The organism is Oscillibacter sp. CU971 (genome assembly GCF_905219725.1).
In the GTDB taxonomy this organism is placed as follows: Bacteria; Bacillota; Clostridia; order Oscillospirales; family Oscillospiraceae; genus Oscillibacter.
In genome coordinates, this window is sequence record NZ_CAJMXG010000045.1 from 1 (window position 1) to 16,367 (window position 16,367).

Annotated in this window: 13 protein-coding genes; 3 read left to right on the forward strand and 10 right to left on the reverse strand. The window is 61.9% G+C overall.

The genetic code is table 11. The annotated features are described in order from the left end of the window. Positions 1–25: 25 nt before the first annotated feature. On the reverse strand, positions 26–451 hold the full coding sequence (locus JX325_RS05205; protein ID WP_204790105.1) for a helix-turn-helix domain-containing protein: 426 nt from the start codon (positions 449–451) through the stop codon (positions 26–28). A 211-nt stretch (positions 452–662) separates the two neighbouring features. Here JX325_RS05205 and JX325_RS05210 point away from each other — a divergent pair, with 211 nt between their 5' ends. Further along, on the forward strand, positions 663–836 hold the full coding sequence (locus JX325_RS05210) for a hypothetical protein (RefSeq protein WP_204790106.1): 174 nt from the start codon (positions 663–665) through the stop codon (positions 834–836). Positions 837–1,057: 221 nt separating this feature from the next. Further along, a complete protein-coding gene (locus JX325_RS05215; RefSeq protein WP_204790107.1) occupies positions 1,058–1,519 on the forward strand; it encodes a DUF6076 domain-containing protein in 462 nt (153 codons plus the stop codon). A 360-nt stretch (positions 1,520–1,879) separates the two neighbouring features. Here the strand turns inward: JX325_RS05215 and JX325_RS05220 are convergent, their stop codons facing one another. From JX325_RS05220 to JX325_RS05260, 9 genes are all read right to left on the reverse strand, one after another. After that, a complete protein-coding gene (locus JX325_RS05220; RefSeq protein ID WP_204790108.1) occupies positions 1,880–3,160 on the reverse strand; it encodes a GH1 family beta-glucosidase in 1,281 nt (426 codons plus the stop codon). 135 nt (positions 3,161–3,295) lie between these two features. Then, positions 3,296–4,486: an ABC transporter ATP-binding protein gene (locus JX325_RS05225; RefSeq protein ID WP_243413935.1), complete on the reverse strand. Its 1,191-nt coding sequence runs from the start codon at positions 4,484–4,486 to the stop codon at positions 3,296–3,298. 198 nt (positions 4,487–4,684) lie between these two features. Continuing rightward, the gene (locus tag JX325_RS05230) at positions 4,685–6,163 is read right to left on the reverse strand and encodes an L-fucose/L-arabinose isomerase family protein (RefSeq protein WP_204790109.1); all 1,479 of its coding nucleotides are present in this window, start codon (positions 6,161–6,163) and stop codon (positions 4,685–4,687) included. A gap of 16 nt (positions 6,164–6,179) precedes the next feature. Continuing rightward, positions 6,180–6,815 carry a DUF4867 family protein gene (locus JX325_RS05235; protein ID WP_204790110.1) on the reverse strand — a complete coding sequence of 212 codons (636 nt, stop codon included), beginning with the start codon at positions 6,813–6,815 and terminating at the stop codon, positions 6,180–6,182. A 12-nt stretch (positions 6,816–6,827) separates the two neighbouring features. Continuing rightward, on the reverse strand, positions 6,828–8,303 hold the full coding sequence (gene xylB, locus JX325_RS05240) for a xylulokinase (RefSeq protein ID WP_204790111.1): 1,476 nt from the start codon (positions 8,301–8,303) through the stop codon (positions 6,828–6,830). Positions 8,304–8,314: 11 nt separating this feature from the next. Further along, on the reverse strand, positions 8,315–10,411 hold the full coding sequence (locus JX325_RS05245; protein ID WP_204790112.1) for a glycoside hydrolase family 3 C-terminal domain-containing protein: 2,097 nt from the start codon (positions 10,409–10,411) through the stop codon (positions 8,315–8,317). 19 nt (positions 10,412–10,430) lie between these two features. Further along, positions 10,431–11,102, reverse strand: a complete 672-nt coding sequence (locus JX325_RS05250) for a YesL family protein (protein WP_204790113.1) — start codon at positions 11,100–11,102, stop codon at positions 10,431–10,433. 4 nt (positions 11,103–11,106) lie between these two features. Beyond that, positions 11,107–11,955: a carbohydrate ABC transporter permease gene (locus tag JX325_RS05255; RefSeq protein WP_204790114.1), complete on the reverse strand. Its 849-nt coding sequence runs from the start codon at positions 11,953–11,955 to the stop codon at positions 11,107–11,109. A gap of 6 nt (positions 11,956–11,961) precedes the next feature. After that, positions 11,962–12,876 (reverse strand): carbohydrate ABC transporter permease, encoded by a 915-nt coding sequence (locus JX325_RS05260; RefSeq protein WP_204790115.1) that lies wholly within the window; start codon positions 12,874–12,876, stop codon positions 11,962–11,964. Between the two features lie 1,873 nt (positions 12,877–14,749). On the opposite strand from JX325_RS05260, the gene JX325_RS05270 reads away from it, so the two are divergent. Beyond that, positions 14,750–16,024, forward strand: coding sequence for an ROK family protein (locus JX325_RS05270; RefSeq protein WP_204790116.1), 1,275 nt, complete (start codon positions 14,750–14,752; stop codon positions 16,022–16,024). The last annotated feature ends 343 nt before the right edge of the window (positions 16,025–16,367 follow it).

A 16,367-nucleotide genomic window follows, 5' to 3' on the forward strand; every position in this document is an offset into this window, starting at 1 on the left:
ATCGCACACGGCGGCTCACGGGCTGTCAGGAAGGATACTCCTCGATAACCTCCAGCTTTTCGCGGACACGCATCCGTTCCACGGTTTCCTCCAGCCGCCGGATCTGGTGTTGGTTGTGGAGGTCCACCGCATTTTGAATTGGCAGGATGGTATAGCGCAGAGTGCCGTTGCGCTTGCGGCCATCTCTTGTGAGAGATAGACGTCGGATTGTAACAATCAACTCTTGATTTTCCAGCTCAGTCACATACTTCCGCACGGTGTTGACACTCATGCGGACAGCTTCGCCGATAGACCTGTAGCTGGGCCAGCACTGATAGGTCTTGCAGTCCTCACAGAAGAGCAGGCAGGAGTAGACCGCCAGCGCGCCCGACGACAGACCCAGAGAAAAAATCTCGTTGGGCAGAGGAAAGAATCTTTTGGTTGCGGGCTTTGCGCACTGCCAGAGCATCATCTGTCACCCCCCTGTGATTGATTTTTCTTCGTCCATCTGATACGATGAGGGTATCACTACCGGCTACGATTTTCAAAGGATTTGAACCCGATTAGGGAAATCCTAAATCTCTATCGGATACAGGAGGAAGGCAGTCATAGCAGAGGAACAGCCGCACATCGAACTGGACTACACCTACGACCAGTTCACCGTATTCTTCTGCGGCGACCGAGTGCTTGTAGGCAAAAAGGACTATCCCATCGGCCAGTGCTGCGTGGACGTCATGAACCTGGACGAGTTAATCCTGAGCGAGATTGACCGGCGAATCATGCTGTTCATTCCCTCCGCCCGGAAGCTGCCCGCAGAAAAACAGACAGCGCAGCCGCTCTTGCGCAGGAACGGCTGAACGCTGTCTGGGAACTCGTCCTTACTCTGCCAGCCTATCGAGCCTTGAAGCTGGACGAGGCGTGTTATTTCCATACCTTTCAAGGGCTGATGGCGGACAAAGAGAAATGGGATCAGGTGCAGGACCCGTCTGCCGAAGGGTACGCCATATACCAAGGGATGATGGCTGGGCTCGCCTGCTTCGCAGAGTCCATCCGCGGCTTCCGCCAGCAGGTCACGGAGATGACGAGGACGTATTTCGAGCCGCTGAAGCGGAGGACCAGCGACGCCTACGCCCAGGCATACTCCCGCTTCTACTCCGATATGCTTTCCATCGGCGCGCACATTTTCAACGATGAGTTTGAGCAGAGCTTCCCCTTGGAGGTGGACTTCGTACCCATGATGCATCCTACCGAGGAAGGCAGAATCTTCGTGGCGGAGAAGTCGACGTTCAACAGTCTGGCGGACTTTTTGCGGACGGAGTTTTTCCGAGGACTGGCCTTGGGCAACGCGCCCAGGCAGTGCCACAACTGCGGGCGGTACTTCCTGCTGACCGCCGGGTACAACACCTGCTACTGCAACAACATCGTTCCCGGTGAGCTGGAGCGTACCTGCCGGAAGGCAGGCGCTCACCGTAAGGAGACTTGGGAAAAGCGAACCGCACTCCGGCCCGGAAGGAGTATGACCGGACCTACAACCGTTTGAAGGCCCGAAAGCAGAGAGGGAGGCGTGGATGAGTGGAACGCCGCTATTGGAGTACTCTGAGCGCGGGGAGCTGACGGACGAGGAATTGAGACGCCGGTTTGACGAGTTCTGAGGATGGGACTATTCTTTGTTTATAGCGATGCAGTTTTTGAATTGCCTGGTCCATGCCGCCGCCGTGCGGCAAAAATTTTCTCCCAAGCTGTGGCACGTTTCCTTTCCGCGCCGTTTATTTAGGGAAGCACTGATTAAAGCAGGCAAAAGCCAGGCAAACAGACGAAGGTTATAAAAGCGTCCAATAAAGGACCATATTGGGGGGTGAATTCCTCGCTTGGATCTGTCAGGGGGATTGATACAAGCCTCTCACAAGTCCGCACCGTTGGAGCGAATGACCTCCCGGTACCACCGCCCGCTGTCTTTCAGCATCCGGTCCCCTGTGGCGTAATCCACATAGGCCAGGCCAAAGCGGGGGTCATAGCCCTCAGCCCACTCGAAGTTATCTGTCAGGGACCACTGGAAATACCCCCGGACATCCGTGCCCTGGTCAATGGCGCGCTCCAGCGCCCGGAGATACCGGGTTAGGAAGTCGATCCGCAGAGGATCGTGTACGGCGCCGTCCAGAAAGACCCGGTCCGTACAGGCCAGACCGTTTTCACTGACCACCAGCGGCAGGCCGTAGCGTTCCGCTAAAAACCGCGGGCCCCACTCCAGGGCCTCCGGGGTGATGGGCCAGCCCAGGGCGGTCCGCGGGAAGCCCGCCGGGAAGGGAAGCGTCTCCGGCCCGTTTTCTCCCGCGCGGACGGGTGCGCCCTGATAGAGGTTGAGCCCGATGAAGTCCGGCTTCTCGTATTCTTCCCCCAGGCACAGGGGGTCCAGGGCCAGGGTGTGGGAGAAGGTCCTGGGCCCCAGAGGAAGGGCAAAGGTCCCCTGCCGGGCTGCCTCCACGTCTTCGGGAGCCTGACTGGCGGGATAACAGACCGCCCCNGTGGAGGCGACACCCACCAGATTTCCGCCGTCCGCCCGGTGCAGAGCCTTCTGTCCCAGAGAGTGAGCCTGGCAGAAGGTCTCCCAGCAGGCGCTGAGGCTGTCGCCGTCCAGCTTCAGGCCCGGGGCGTGTTCTCCCGTCCCATAGCCCATTCCTATAAAGCACTGGGGCTCGTTAAAAGTGAACCACCGGCGCACCCGGCCCCGGAACAGCTCCGCCATTTTCTCCGCGTAGGCCTCAAAGCGCCGGGCGGTCTCCGGGTTCTGCCAGCCGCCCTGCCGCTGCAATGCCTGGGGAAGGTCCCAATGGAACAAAGTCACCCAGGGCTGGATTCCCTCCTCCAGTAGGCCGTCCACCAACTCACTGTAGTAGTGCAGCCCCGCCTGGTTCCAATGCCCGTCGCCTTTGGGGTCTACCCGGGGCCAGGCAATAGAGAATCGATAAGCCTGGAGGCCCATCTCCTTCATGATGGCGATGTCGTCCCGCCAGCGGTGATAGGCGTCGGCGGCCGTGTCGCCGGTATCGCCCCATTTGACCTTTCCAGGGGTGTGGGAGAAAACGTCCCAAATGCTTTCTCCCCGGCCGTCCTCGCTCACGGCGCCCTCAATCTGATAAGAGGCGGAAGCGGCGCCCCAAATAAAATCCTTTGGAAATCCCATGGATCAAGCTCCTTCTTCGTTATATAGATAAACGCAATTTGCCAGTTCCCCCAGGCGGGCGAGAGCCAGCCTGGGGGAATCATTGACGCGGCAGAGTATATCACACCGTCTGTGGGCGGTCAAGCGCCCCTATGGTCAAAACTCCAGGTTCTTTCCGTCCTGGCCGAAGACATGGCACACGTTGCCGCTGAAGGTCAGGTTCATCTGGTCCCCGGCGCGGAAGGAGTCGATGTGGGTTCCCGTGGCGTCCATGGTGGGCACAATCACTACCACGTCCCGGCCCTCGGCATTGGCGTGGAAATGGACCTCGCTGCCCATCATTTCCGAAACCTCCACCTTGGCGGCAAGGGTGTTGCCGGGCTGCTTGGCCAGCACCATGTGGCTGGGCCGGACGCCCAGGGTAATGGCCTGGGCAGATACCTTTTTCGCCGCCAGGTTCTTCTGCTTGTCGCCGGACAGCTCCACCTTGCAGCCGCCTACGCTGACGAAGTATTTGCCGCCCTCGCAGAGGAGCTTGGCGTCGAAGAAGTTCATCTGAGGCATGCCGATGAAGCCCGCCACAAACAGGTTCGCCGGATGGTCGAAGACCTCCTGGGGGGTGCCGATCTGCTGGATGAAGCCGTCCTTCATGATGACGATCCGGTCGCCCAGGGTCATGGCCTCCGTTTGGTCGTGGGTGACATAGATAAAGGTCGTATTGATTTTCTGGCGCAGCTTGATGATCTCGGCGCGCATCTGGTTGCGGAGCTTGGCGTCCAGGTTGGAGAGGGGCTCGTCCATGAGAAGCACCTTGGGCTCCCGGACGATGGCCCGGCCAATGGCCACCCGCTGGCGCTGGCCGCCGGAGAGGGCCTTGGGCTTGCGGTCCAGGTACTGGGTGATGTCCAGGGTCTCCGCCGCCTCCTTGACCCGGCGGTCAATCTCCGCCTTGTCCACCTTCCGCAGCTTCAGGGGAAAAGCCATGTTCTCGTAAACCGTCATATGGGGATAGAGGGCATAGCTCTGGAACACCATGGCGATGTCCCGGTTTTTCGGCTCCACATCGTTCATCAGCTTCCCGTCGATGTACAGCTCGCCGCCGGAGATCTCCTCCAGGCCGGCAACCATCCGCAGCGTGGTGGACTTACCGCAGCCGGAGGGGCCGACAAGGACGATGAACTCCTTGTCCTTGATATCCAGATTGAACTCCTGGACGGCAATGACACCCTCGGCGGTCACCTGGAGGTTGACTTTCTTCTCGGTGTCTCCGGCCTTCTTCCTGCCTTTTTTCTGTCCGCCGCTGTGGGGATAGATTTTGGTGATGCCCTTCAAATTCAAACTTGCCATAACTCTCGGCCCTGGCGAAGAGGCCTCCGCCGCCTTCACCTCGCCCCGGTCAAGGGGCTTTACGACAGGTCTCCACACTGCCGCACCGCGAGCCGCCGCGGTCTTCCTCCTTTTTCAGGCGCCGGCCGCTGTAAGCGTGGAGCAGCGGGCCGGCCCTTTTTTATTTGCATAGCCTCTCGGGGAATGGAGTCACGATGCTCAGCGGAAGGGGTTCTCCGTGGGATAAGGCAGGCTCTTGGGCTGGTTGTAGGCGATATCCTGAATCCCAAGGAACTTGAACACCTCGAACAGCGCCTTGCCATAGTGCCCGAAGGCCACGGCCCCGTGGTGGGGATAGCGCTTCTGGATGAGCACATGGCGGTAGAACCGGCCCATCTCGGGAATAGCGAACACGCCGATGCCGCCGAAGCTGCCCGTGGCCACCGGCAGCACCTCGCCCTGGGCGATGTAGGACCGGAGATTCCCGTCACTGTCGCACTGGAGGCGGTAGAAGGTGATATCGCCGGCGGCGATGTCGCCCTCCAGGGTGCCCCGGGTGAAGTCGGGTTCGCCGCCGTTTTCCAGCAGGCGGTTCTGGATGAGCTGATACTTGACGGCCCGGTCCGCGCACAGCTTGCAGGCGGGGGTGTTGCCGCAGTGGAAGCCCATGAAGGTATCCGTCAGCTGATAGTCAAATTTACCCTTGATCTGCTCCGCCCACAACTGGGCGGGGACGGAGTTGTTGATGTCCAGCAGAGTCACCGTGTCCCCGGAAACGCACATGCCGATGTACTCACTGAGCGCGCCGTAGATGTCCACCTCACAGGCAACCGGGATGCCCCGGCTCACCAGACGGGAGTTCACATAGCAGGGCTCAAAGCCGAACTGGCTGGGAAACGCGGGCCAGCACTTGTCCGCGAAGGCCACGTACTTCCGGGCCCCCTTATGTTTCTCCGCCCAGTCCAGCAGCGTCAGCTCGAACTGGGCCATCCGCTCGCCCAGATCGGGGTAGTAGCGCCCCTCGCCCATCTCGGCGGCCATTTCCGCGCAGACCGCCGGGATGCGGGGATCACCGGCGTGCTCTTTATAGCTCACCAGCAGGTCCAGCTCGGAGTTCTCCTCCACCTCCACGCCCAGCTCATACAGGCCCTTGATGGGGGCGTTGCAGGCAAAGAAATCCTGAGGCCGGGGGCCGAAGGTGATGATTTTCAGATTGCGCACGCCGATAACGGCCCAGGCGATGGGGACAAATCCGGCGATCATTCCGGCGAGATCCTCCGCCGTGCCCACGGGGTACTCGGGAATATAGCCCTTGAGATGCCGCATCCCCAGGTTNTAGGAGCAGTTCAGCATTCCGCAGTAGGCGTCGCCCCGTCCGTTGATCAGGTCCCCGTCCCCCTCGGCGGCGGCCACAAACATGCAGGGGCCGTCAAAATTCCGGGCAATCAGCGTCTCCGGCGTCTCGGGGCCGAAGTTGCCCAGGAACACCACCAGGGCGTTGCAGCCATGGGCTTTCACGTCCTCCACGGCTTTCAGCATTCCCTGCTCGTTTTCCACCGTGACAGGGCACTCGTACAGCCCGCCGGAACAGGCGGCCTTGACGGCGGCCCGGCGCTTCTCGCTCAGGGCGACGGGAAAGCAGTCCCGGGAGACGGCGACGAGGCCCAGCTTTACCTCGGGAATATTGGTTAATTGCATAGAATCTTCCTCCTTTTCAAAGATCGTTTTTGATATCAATGTTCTCACCTATCAGGCCCACCCAGGCCCCCTGTCCGGCCTCGCCGGAGTCCGGGTGCGCCAGCAGCCATTTATTTTTCGCCCACAGGCGGTCATCCTCCGCGTTCAGCGGCGTGAGGACGGGCCTGGCCTCATTGGTGCCCCTGGGCAGCGCCACCGCCACCCGGAAGCCCTTTGCCCCATCCACATGGCAGGGGGCGTAGTGCAGCGTCGTGGCGTAGACCTCCACCACCGCCCCGGCGGGGACCCGGAAGGCCCGGACACAGGCGGTATCCAGCCGGCCGTCCACCAGTTCCTCCTGTTTCGCCAGCAGGAGAATGAAGTCCGACGATCCGATGTTGACCTCGCTGTCCCGGTGGTACTCCAGGCAGTTGAGCTTGGTATTGCGCCCCCAGCACATGCCGATTTGTACCGGCATCCCGCCGTAGGCGTGGTCCTGGAGCCGCCGGAAGATATCGCAGCCTTCCAAGGCGGCGATGGACGGCTCATAGGCCGTGCCCTCCTTCGGCAGGGGGATGGCCTCCATGGCCCAGAGCAGCTTTTCCGTGTCATAGCCGGTGAGCACCTGGCCGTAGGCCCGGAAGGCGGGGCTGTAAACAGATTCAATCTTCATGGGGTTCCTCCTTTAAAGAAGCTGGGGGAACAGCGCCTTGCAGGCGGGGTATATTTTTTGGAACTGCCGGTACCGCTCCTCATAGAGGGCGGTCAGCTTCGCCTCCGGCTCCACGGTGCCGGCAACGCGCACCAGGGCGTCCGCCGCCGCCTGGACGGAGGGGAACCGCCCCGCCGCCACCATGGCCAGCATGGCCCCGCCGTAGCCGGGTCCCTGCTCTGTGGCCACGATGTCCAGGGGGATGCCCAGGACATTGGCCATGATGGTCCGCCAGAGCCCGGACTTTCTGCCCCCGCCGCAGATGTTGGAGCGGGGAATCTCCACGCCCAGGCTCCGGGCCACCTCAAAGCTGTCCCGAATGGCGAAGGCCACGCCCTCCAGCACTGCCTGGAGCAGGTCCGCCCGGGTGGTATCCATGGTCATGCCAATCAAGCAGCCCCGGGCGCCGGTGTCGTTGATGGGGCTTCGCTCCCCCATGAGGTAGGGGAGGAAAAACACGCGGTTCCGCCCCAGCTTCTCCGGGGTAATCGCCGCCTGTTCCCCGGCGTAGTCCGGGGTCTTTAAAATATCCTCCATCCACCACTTGTTGCAGCTGGCGGCGGAGAGCATGCAGCCCATGAGGTGGTATCTGCCGTCGGCGTGGGCGAAGGAGTGAAGGGCGTTGTTGGGGTCCACGCCGAAGGTTTTGCTGGAGATAAAAATGGTCCCGGAGGTGCCCAGGCTGATGTTGCAGCCCCCGTCCCCCACGGTGCCCGTGCCCACGGCGGCGGCGGCGTTGTCCCCCGCCCCGGCGCAGACCACCGTCGTTTCCGCCAGGCCCAGGGCCCTCGCCATGTCCGGCTTGAGGGTGCCCACGGCCTCATAGCTCTCGAAGGCCTTCGCCATCTGGGACTCCCGCAGGCCGCACAGCTCCAGCATCTCCGGGCTCCAGCGCTTGTGCTCCACGTCGAAGAGGAGCATCCCCGAGGCGTCGGAGACATCGGTGCAGTGAACTCCGGTGAGGCAGTAGTTGATGTAATCCTTGGGCAGCATCACCTTGTCGATTCTGGCGAACAGCTCCGGCTCGTTCTTCCGCATCCAGAGGAGCTTAGGGGCCGTGAAACCCGCGAAGGCGATGTTGGCGGTATACCGGCTGATTTTTTCCCGGCCCACGATCTTGTTGAGGTAGTCCACCTCCTGAGCGGTGCGGCCGTCGTTCCAGAGAATGGCGGGGCGGAGGACCCGGTCCTCCCCGTCCAGGGCCACCAGCCCGTGCATCTGCCCGCCGCAGCCGATGGCCGCAATCCGGGTCTTATCGCAGTCCGCCGTCAACTCCCGGATGCCAGTCACCACCGCTTCCAGCCAGTCCGCCGGGTTCTGCTCGGACCAGCCAGGCTTGGGAAAAGACAGCGGGTATTCCCGGGAGACGATGTTTTGGATTTGTCCCTCCTCGTCCATCAGCAGCAGCTTCACGGCGGAGGTGCCCAGGTCGATTCCAATATACAGCATGTCGTTTCTCCTTATGTCCGGCGGATAGAAGTGCTGACTGCGGTCTTTCCCGTCAGCCGGGCGGTACGGGCGTCCGGCTGGCCCAGGCCCGCGTACAGGGTCCAGGCCCCGCTGCCGGGAATCCGCTCTCCGGCGGCGTTGACCACGGTGAAGGCCGAGGGCTCTATGGGAATGTCCACTGTCCTCGTCTCCCCCGCCCCCAGCTCGATCCGCCGGAAGCCGCAGAGGATGGGATTGGGCGGCGCGTCGGGGGACGCCTCGTCCTTCAAATAGAGCTGCACCACCTCCTGGGCGGCCCGCCCGCCCCGGTTCTCCACTGTGACCCGGGCGGAGGCCTCTCCGGCGGTGACGGCGGTGACCGCCGCGCCGCCGTAGGTCAGGCCGTAGCCGAAGGGATACAGGGGCTCGCCCCGGTAGTAGCGGTAGGTCCGGTTGGTCATGGCGTAGTCGGTAAAGGCGGGCAGCTCCTCCAGGGCACCGTCCCGGTAGAAGGTCACGGGCAGCTTGCCGGAGGGAGACGCTTTGCCGAAAATCAGGTCCGCAATGGCCCGCCCTCCCCCGGCGCCGGGATACCAGCCCAGGAGAATGGCGTCCGCTTGGGTCTCGGCCTCACTGAGGTCAATGGCGCTTCCCGCCAAAAGGACCACCAGCGTGGGTTTCCCCGCCGCCAGCACATGCCGCAGCAGCATCCGCTGGGGCGAGGGCAGGAGAAGATCCTCCTTGTCCCCGGAACCGGCGGCGTTGCCCTCGTCGGGCTGTTCGCCCTCCAGAGTCTCGTCCAGGCCCAGAACCAGGACCACCACGTCGCTGTGCTTCACCACCGCCATGGCCTCCGCCATGCGGTCGCTGGCCTGGGCCAGGGGCTCCACCCGGTCCCGCCAGAGGTGGCAGCCTTCCGCGTACAGCACCCGGCCATGGCCCTCCATGGCGTCCTGGATGCNCTCCAAGACGGTGACATAGCGGGAGGCGGTGCCGTGGTAGTTTCCAACCAGAGCCGCCCGGCTGTTGGCGTTGGGGCCGATGACCCCGACGGTGCCCACGGTCTCCGGGTTCAGGGGCAAAAGCCCGCTGTTTTTCAGCAGCACGCAGGACTCCAGGGCAGCCTTGTGGGCCAGGGCCAAATGCTCCGGGCACTCCACCGCCTCATAGGGGATGGAGTCGTACTCGCTCCCCTCTCCCAGGACGCCCAGGAGATACCGGGTGGTAAAGAGCCGCTCGGCGGCAATTGTAATATCCTCCTCGGAGATCAGCCCCTCCCGCAGGGCCAGGAGCAAGCAGCGGTAGCAGTCGCCGCAGTTCAGGTCACAGCCGTTTTTCAGCGCCAGGGCCACGGACTGGGCGGTGTTCTCCGTGACCATATGTCCGGTGTGGAAGTCCCGGATGGCCCAGCAGTCGGAGACCACATGGCCCTGGAAGCCCCAGCGGCCCCGGAGGATGTCTTTCAGCAGCGTCTCGCTGCCGCAGCAGGGCTCGCCGTTGGTACGGTTGTAGGCCCCCATGACGGCCTCCACCCCCGCGTCCTTGACGCAGGCCTCGAAGGCGGGGAGGTAGGTTTCCTCCATGTCCTTGGGGGACGCCACGGCGTTAAACTTGTGCCNCAGGCTCTCCGGCCCGCTGTGGACGGCGAAATGCTTGGCGCAGGCGGCGGCTTTCATAGTCTCGCCGCTGCCCTGGAGGCCCCGGACGTAGGCTTTGCCCAGTTGGGCGGTGAGGAAGGGGTCCTCGCCGTAGGTCTCGTGCCCCCGGCCCCAGCGGGGGTCCCGGAAGATGTTGACGTTGGGGGACCAGAAGGTCAGGCCCTTGTAAATGTCCCGGTCGTCCTGGGCGGAGAGGGCGTTGTACTTGGCCCGGCCCTCGGTGGCGGCTGCGTCCCCCAGCTTTTCCAGCAGCTCCTCGTCAAACATGGCCGCCAGGCCGATGGCCTGGGGAAAGCTGGTGGCGGTGCCCGCCCGGGCCACGCCGTGAAGGGCCTCGTTCCACCAGTTGTAGGCGGGGACCCCCAGGCGGGGAATAGGCGGCGCGCTATAGCTCAGCTGGCCGGCCTTTTCCTCCAGGCTCATCTGCGCCACCAGAGCCCTGGCCCGCCGCCGCGCGGTTTCTCGATCCATAAGCAATTCTCCTTTGGGTTCAGTTTGGTTCTCCGTCCTCCGCCGGGAGCACCCGGCGGAAGATTCTCCACAGCACCCGGGAGGCCAGCCACGCCGGGCCGGAGGCCCCCGCGATGAAATACACAAAGCCCAGCATCCGCATGATCACCGGGGGCAGAAACAGCGGGACGGCGACGGGCAAAAGGGCGATCAGCCACAGCAGCAGCGTCCGCCCCGGGGAGCAGAAAGCCAGGGCAAAGGCGTTCTTCACCTGCCCCTTCCAGGTATTCTGGAACCTGGCCTGGAGGGGGAACACATAGCACAGCAGGGTCAGGGCAATCACCGCCACGATGGTGGCGACGGTCAGGAACAGCACCCGGAGGGCCCCCTCCTGCCGGAGGGCAAAAAAGGCGTCCCCCGCCGCCACAGCCCCCAGGGCCAGCACCAGCAGGCCCAGGGCCGCGCCCCGCTTGAAGTTGGCCCGGAAGGCGTCCAGGAAGCCCCGCAGGGTGCGGACCTCCTCCCCCCGGGCCAGCTTCAAGGTGACATAGTACAGCGCGCACAGGGCGGGCCCGGCGGTAACCACCGGCAGGGCGCAGAGGACGCAGAGNCAGTTGAGGACAATCAGGTCCCCCAGGCTGCGGAGGACCTGGCCCAGGGAGGCCCGGAGGGGGCTTCCCTCCTCCGGCCCGGCCTTACGCGTGTCCGCCATAGCCTCAGCCCTTCACGCCGCCCAGGGCCACGCCGGCGATGATGTACTTGGACAGGGCGAAGTACACGATAAACAGGGGCAGGATTGTCAGGGTCAGGCCCAAATAGATCGCGCCGTGCTCCGTCTTATAAATATCGCCCCGAAGGAGGCCCACCATAATCGGCATGGTGTATTTACTGTTGTCCGTCAGCAGGATGGTGGGCAGGAAGAGGCTGTTCCAGCTGGAGACGAAGCAGAAGATGGCCTGGGTGGCCATGGCCGGCTTCATGATGGGCAGCGCGATGCGGTTGAAGGTGTTGAATTCCCCGGAGCCGTCGATCCGGGCCGAGTCCAGCAGCTCCAGAGGCAAAGAGGACAGCATGAACTGCCGCATGAAGAACACCGTGGCCGGAGCGGCAATGGAGGGGAGGATCAGCGCCAGGNAGTTGTTGGTCATGTGGATCTGGTACATGAACTGGTAGAAGCCGATGCTGGTGACCTGGGCGGAGATCANCATCACGCACATGATGACGGTGAAAAAGGTCTTGCGCCCCTTCCACTGGTAGGCTACCAGGGCATAGGCGGTGAGGGCGGAGAAATACACCGTGCAGGCCGTGGAGCCCACGGAAATGATCATGGAGTTTATGAAGCCCCGNATNGGAGTGAAGGTCTTGNCCAGCAGCACNCTCAGGTTGCTCATCAGGTAGGTGGAGGGCACCAGGGAGATGGCGTGCTGCTGAATCTCATAGGTGCTGCGGGTGGAGTTGATCAGCATGATGATAAAGGGCATCAGGCTGAGGATGGTCAGCAGGCCGCACACGGTATAGGCCACAATTTTAAAGGCCGTGCCGTTGGAGTGTTTCGCGTGTTTCATATCCGGTTACCTCCCCTCGTCCTTGTCCCGCATCAGCAGGAAGATCACGCCGGAAAACACCGCGATGATGAGGAACATAATCATGCTGGCCGCGGCGGCCCGGTTGTAGAGATAGCTCCCGCTGAACGCCTGGTTGTAAATAAACACGCTGGTGGTCAGGGTCGCGTTGTCCGGCCCGCCCAGCAGGAACAGCTTGGGAATGTCGTACATGTTCAGTCCGCCGATCATGCTGGTGATCAGGGTGTAGAGCAGGATGGTTTTCAGGTTGGGAATGGTGATCTGGAAGAACAGCTGCACGTCGTTGGCCCCGTCGATCTCCGCCGCCTCGTAAATCTCGGGGCTGATNCCCAGGACGCCGGAGATCAGGATAATCATGGTGTAGCCGTACCACATCCAGAACTGGATAAAGGCCACGATGAGCTGGGCCGCCGTCGCATTGATGGAGAAGTTGAAGGGCGTGCTCAGTACTCCCGTGGTCAAAAGAAGATCGTTTACCGGGCCGGTGGGATAGCCCAAGAGGGCGTTGAACAAAATGGCCACGGAGGCCGCCGTGATGATGTTGGGCATATAGAAAACGACCTTGAAGAAGCCCTGACCGGCCAGCTTGTGGCGGTGGCTGGTGAACCAGGCCGTCAGCAGCAGGGCNAAGGTAATCTGGGGAATGAAGTTCATAATCCAGAGCTTCACGGTGTTGCCCAGGGATTTAATAAAAGAGGGGTTCTGGAGGACGCTGACAAAGTTCTTGTACGGCTCGTCCGTCAGGAAGTGCCAGGTCGTGTTTCCCAGGCCCTTGCAGTCCGTGAAGCCCAGGAGGGCGGTGTAAATGGTGGGATACAGGGAGAAGACGCAGAAGGCCACGATGAAGGGCAGGCTGAACAAATAGCCGTACCTCGCGTAGCTGAAGCCTTTTCGCTGCTTCATGAAATCTCAGCTCCTTGAAATCAGATTGGCCGGGCATGGCCGGGGAGGAAGAACGGAGCGAAAGGGGCCCGTTCCGGGCCCCTTTCGCCTGGAAGCAGTCTCTCATCATCTCGGAGCCCGCCCCGAGATGGTCTGGGCCACCGGCTCAGAAATCGGCTTAGCCCAGATCCACCGTCACATCCAGGTTGTCGGCCACGTCCTGCTTGAAGTCCTTGATGGCCTGATCCCGGGTCTTGGTGCCGGAGGTATACTGCCGGACCTGATCCCGCCACTTGGTGTTGATGGTTTCATCGTACTGGGTCAGGCATTTTCCGTTGGCGTACTGGTTGGCGGGGACAAAGGCGTCGAACATGTTCTGTCCGCCCAGGAAATCCAAGGAGCCGTCGCTCATCTCCATGACCGTGCCGGAGGCCACGCAGTCCTTNGNGCCNNCCTCGNCGTTCAGCGTTCCGTTGGCCCACATGTACTGGAGGCCGGTCTCGGAGCAGTCCAGGGTGATCCAGCGGATAATTTCGCCCACGGCCTCTTTGTTGGCAGAGTTGTTGCTGGCCATCAGCCAGGTGCCGCCTCAGAAGAAGCCCACGGGAGGCGCGCAGACCGCCCAGTCGCCATAGGTTCCCTCGCCCACGGCGGAGCCGCCGCAGTTGGGGGCGATGGTGTAGTTGATGAGCCAGGCGGGGCCGAAGAAGCCGAAGATGCCCTTGTCCCCTTCGCCCTTCATGTCGGCGAACCAGGCGTCCTGCCAGTCCTGGGNGTCATTGTGGTAGTTGTTGTCCTTGAGCTCCTTGGACAGGTCCAGGAACGCCTCCCGTTTGGGGTCGATGTTCAGCTTGCCGTCCACAATCCAGCCCTGCTCAGAGCTGTTTTCCACGNCNTGCCANAGGTCGCCGTCGCCGGAGATGATGCCGTAGCCCTTGCCCTTGAGGGTCTCGGCGGCCTCGTANAATTTATCNNAGCCATTGNAGCCCGCGCCGATAGCCGCTCCGATGGTGTCGGGATCGTCGGTACCGAAGACCTCCTTGGCGATGGAGCGGCGGTAGATGAACGCGCCGCCGGTGGCCTGATAGCCCAGGCCCACCACCTTGCCGTCGTCGNGCCGGGTGCCGATGTCCACGGAGTACTGGGCGATGTCGGCGGCCTGGATATCCCCGGTTACGTCAATGCCCAGGTCCTCATAGGGGGCGGCATAGTGGGCGGCGTCGCCCTGGGTGTACTTCATGACGAACGCGGCCTCGGCGCAGTACATATCCGGGGCGTCGGAGCCGCCGCCGGCCAGGGCCTGGTCCAGGGCGGGCTGGTAGGCGCCGTCGGTGGTGGCGATGACGGTGGTCTTGACCTCATACTTTTCGGCAAAGTCCGGGTTATTGGCCAGGAACTTGTCGACCATCTTGGGCACCTCGTCGGTGAAGGCCCAGAGATTCAGCACGGTCTTGCCGCTGTCGGAGCTCCCGCCGGAGCCGCCGTCACCAGAGCCGGAACCGGAGCCGCCGCCGCAGGCGGCCAGGGAGAGCAGCATCACGGCTGCCAGAAGGAGCGCAAAGACTTTCTTTTTCATGTACCTTTTCCTCCAATCAAAAATTTTGGTATGTTAGGCGATTAAATTTACTAACTTAGGTTAAAAAAATTTACCGCCCGACCTTGTTCTTTAGTGTAATAGATGCTTGGCAAAATGTCAACAGAAACCATAGCGGTCCGCCAATTTTTGTGCATAGCGCCTTGAAGGTGACCATCATTTTGTAAGAGATGATAGTTTTTCCTGGCTCCGCCACCGGGGGCCTCTTTGGTTTGGCAATAAGATAACCTATCTATCCCCGTGTTGAAATTGAAATTAGGCTGTGTTATAATCGAACCAAGTCAACAAGGAGGGGCAACTATGGAGAAGGCGGCTGCCCAGAGAACGAAGGAGCGCGGAGGCNAACCTGTCCCCGCGCTGCCCTCGAATTTAAAGATACAAAACCGAAAAATGGTGCTCTCCTGCTTCCGGGACAACCGGCCCCACTCGGTGGCGGACGTGGTGGCCCGCACCGGCATCAGCAAACTGACGGTGATGAAGGCAATCCAGTTTTTTTGCGGAAAGGGGATTCTGGCCAGCTCCGGCAAAGGGGATTCCACNGAGCTGGGGGGGAAGAAGCCGGAGTACTTCCGCTTTTCCTGCGGGAAGTACCTGCTGACTATCCGCATGTGGCCGGAGGACCTGGGCCTGACGCTGTTCGACATGCGCATGAACAAGGTAGACAGCTCCCATCTGGCCTGGATCATCCCGGACACGCCCGAGGAGGCGTTCCGCATCATCGAGAACAGCGCCCTGGCGCTGCTGGCCCGGGCCGGGGTCGACCGGGAGGAGCTGTATGGCGTCAGCCTGTCCTCCTCCGGCATCGTGGACTATGACCATCTGACGCTGAAATACAGCGTCCACACGCCCAACTGGGGGGCGAACGTTCCAATTGGCGATTATCTCCGGGGCATCTTCGGTCCCAGCCCGGCGCTGTCCGAGGAGAACGCCGGAAAATCCATCAGCCGGGCCATACTCAACGAGCAGGAGGACCCAAACCGGTCCATTCTGGTCCTGTTCACCTCCTGGGGGCTCTCCGGGGCGCTGATTCAGGACGGGCGCATTCTGAACGGGCGGAACTCCCTGGTGGGCGAGATCGGCCATATGATCCTGGACCAGAACGACCCGGAGCTTTGCAGCTGCGGCAGCCGGGGCTGCGCAGAACGGCTGGTGTCCGTTGCCCGGGTGCGGAAGATGATCGCCGGGGACCCTCCGCCGGAGAGCTCTCCCCTGTCCCGCCTTCCGGCGGAGGCGGTGGAGCTGCGGCACCTCTTCGCCTCCTCCCGGCAGGAGGACGCCTACGCCCGGAAATACGTGGCCTATATGGCGGATCGGTTCGCCGCCCTTTTGCGGAATGTGTCCCTGGTATTCAGCCCGGAGAAGGTGGTCTTCGTGGGGGACTACGCCGTGGCGGACGAGTTTTTTGACCAGAGGATACGCCAGCAGCTCTCCTCGTTCCGCTATCTGTCCCTGAGCCAGCCCATGGAAATTGCCTACAACACCCGGTCCCTGACGGACTTGGACGCCTTGGGCGGCGCGGCGGCGCTCATCGACCACTATCTCTCCCGGCCGGAGCTGTATGAGGAAACACTCTGACAGCAAAATCCGGCCATGGTCTTTTCTTTGTTTATGGCACGGCAAATTTTGAGCGGCATCACCATGCCTTTCCGCAGTGGACTATCTAAAAGATAGCTGAGATTTTTATGTCCATGCCTGTGGTGCGGTGAAGTTTCCAGATCTGCGACCCATGGCGTGACCCAAAACAGGAAATCGCTCTATGGAATCAGTGCGAGGGGTAGTTCGAAGGGCTGTCAATATTCTGAGCAAACAGCATCAAATGGGGCCAAAGCACTTGCCGTGAACCCTCAGACAAGCTACGGACCAGAAGGCCGGGGGTTCGAATCCCTCAGGGCGTACCAAGAAGAATCCCCGTATTCTT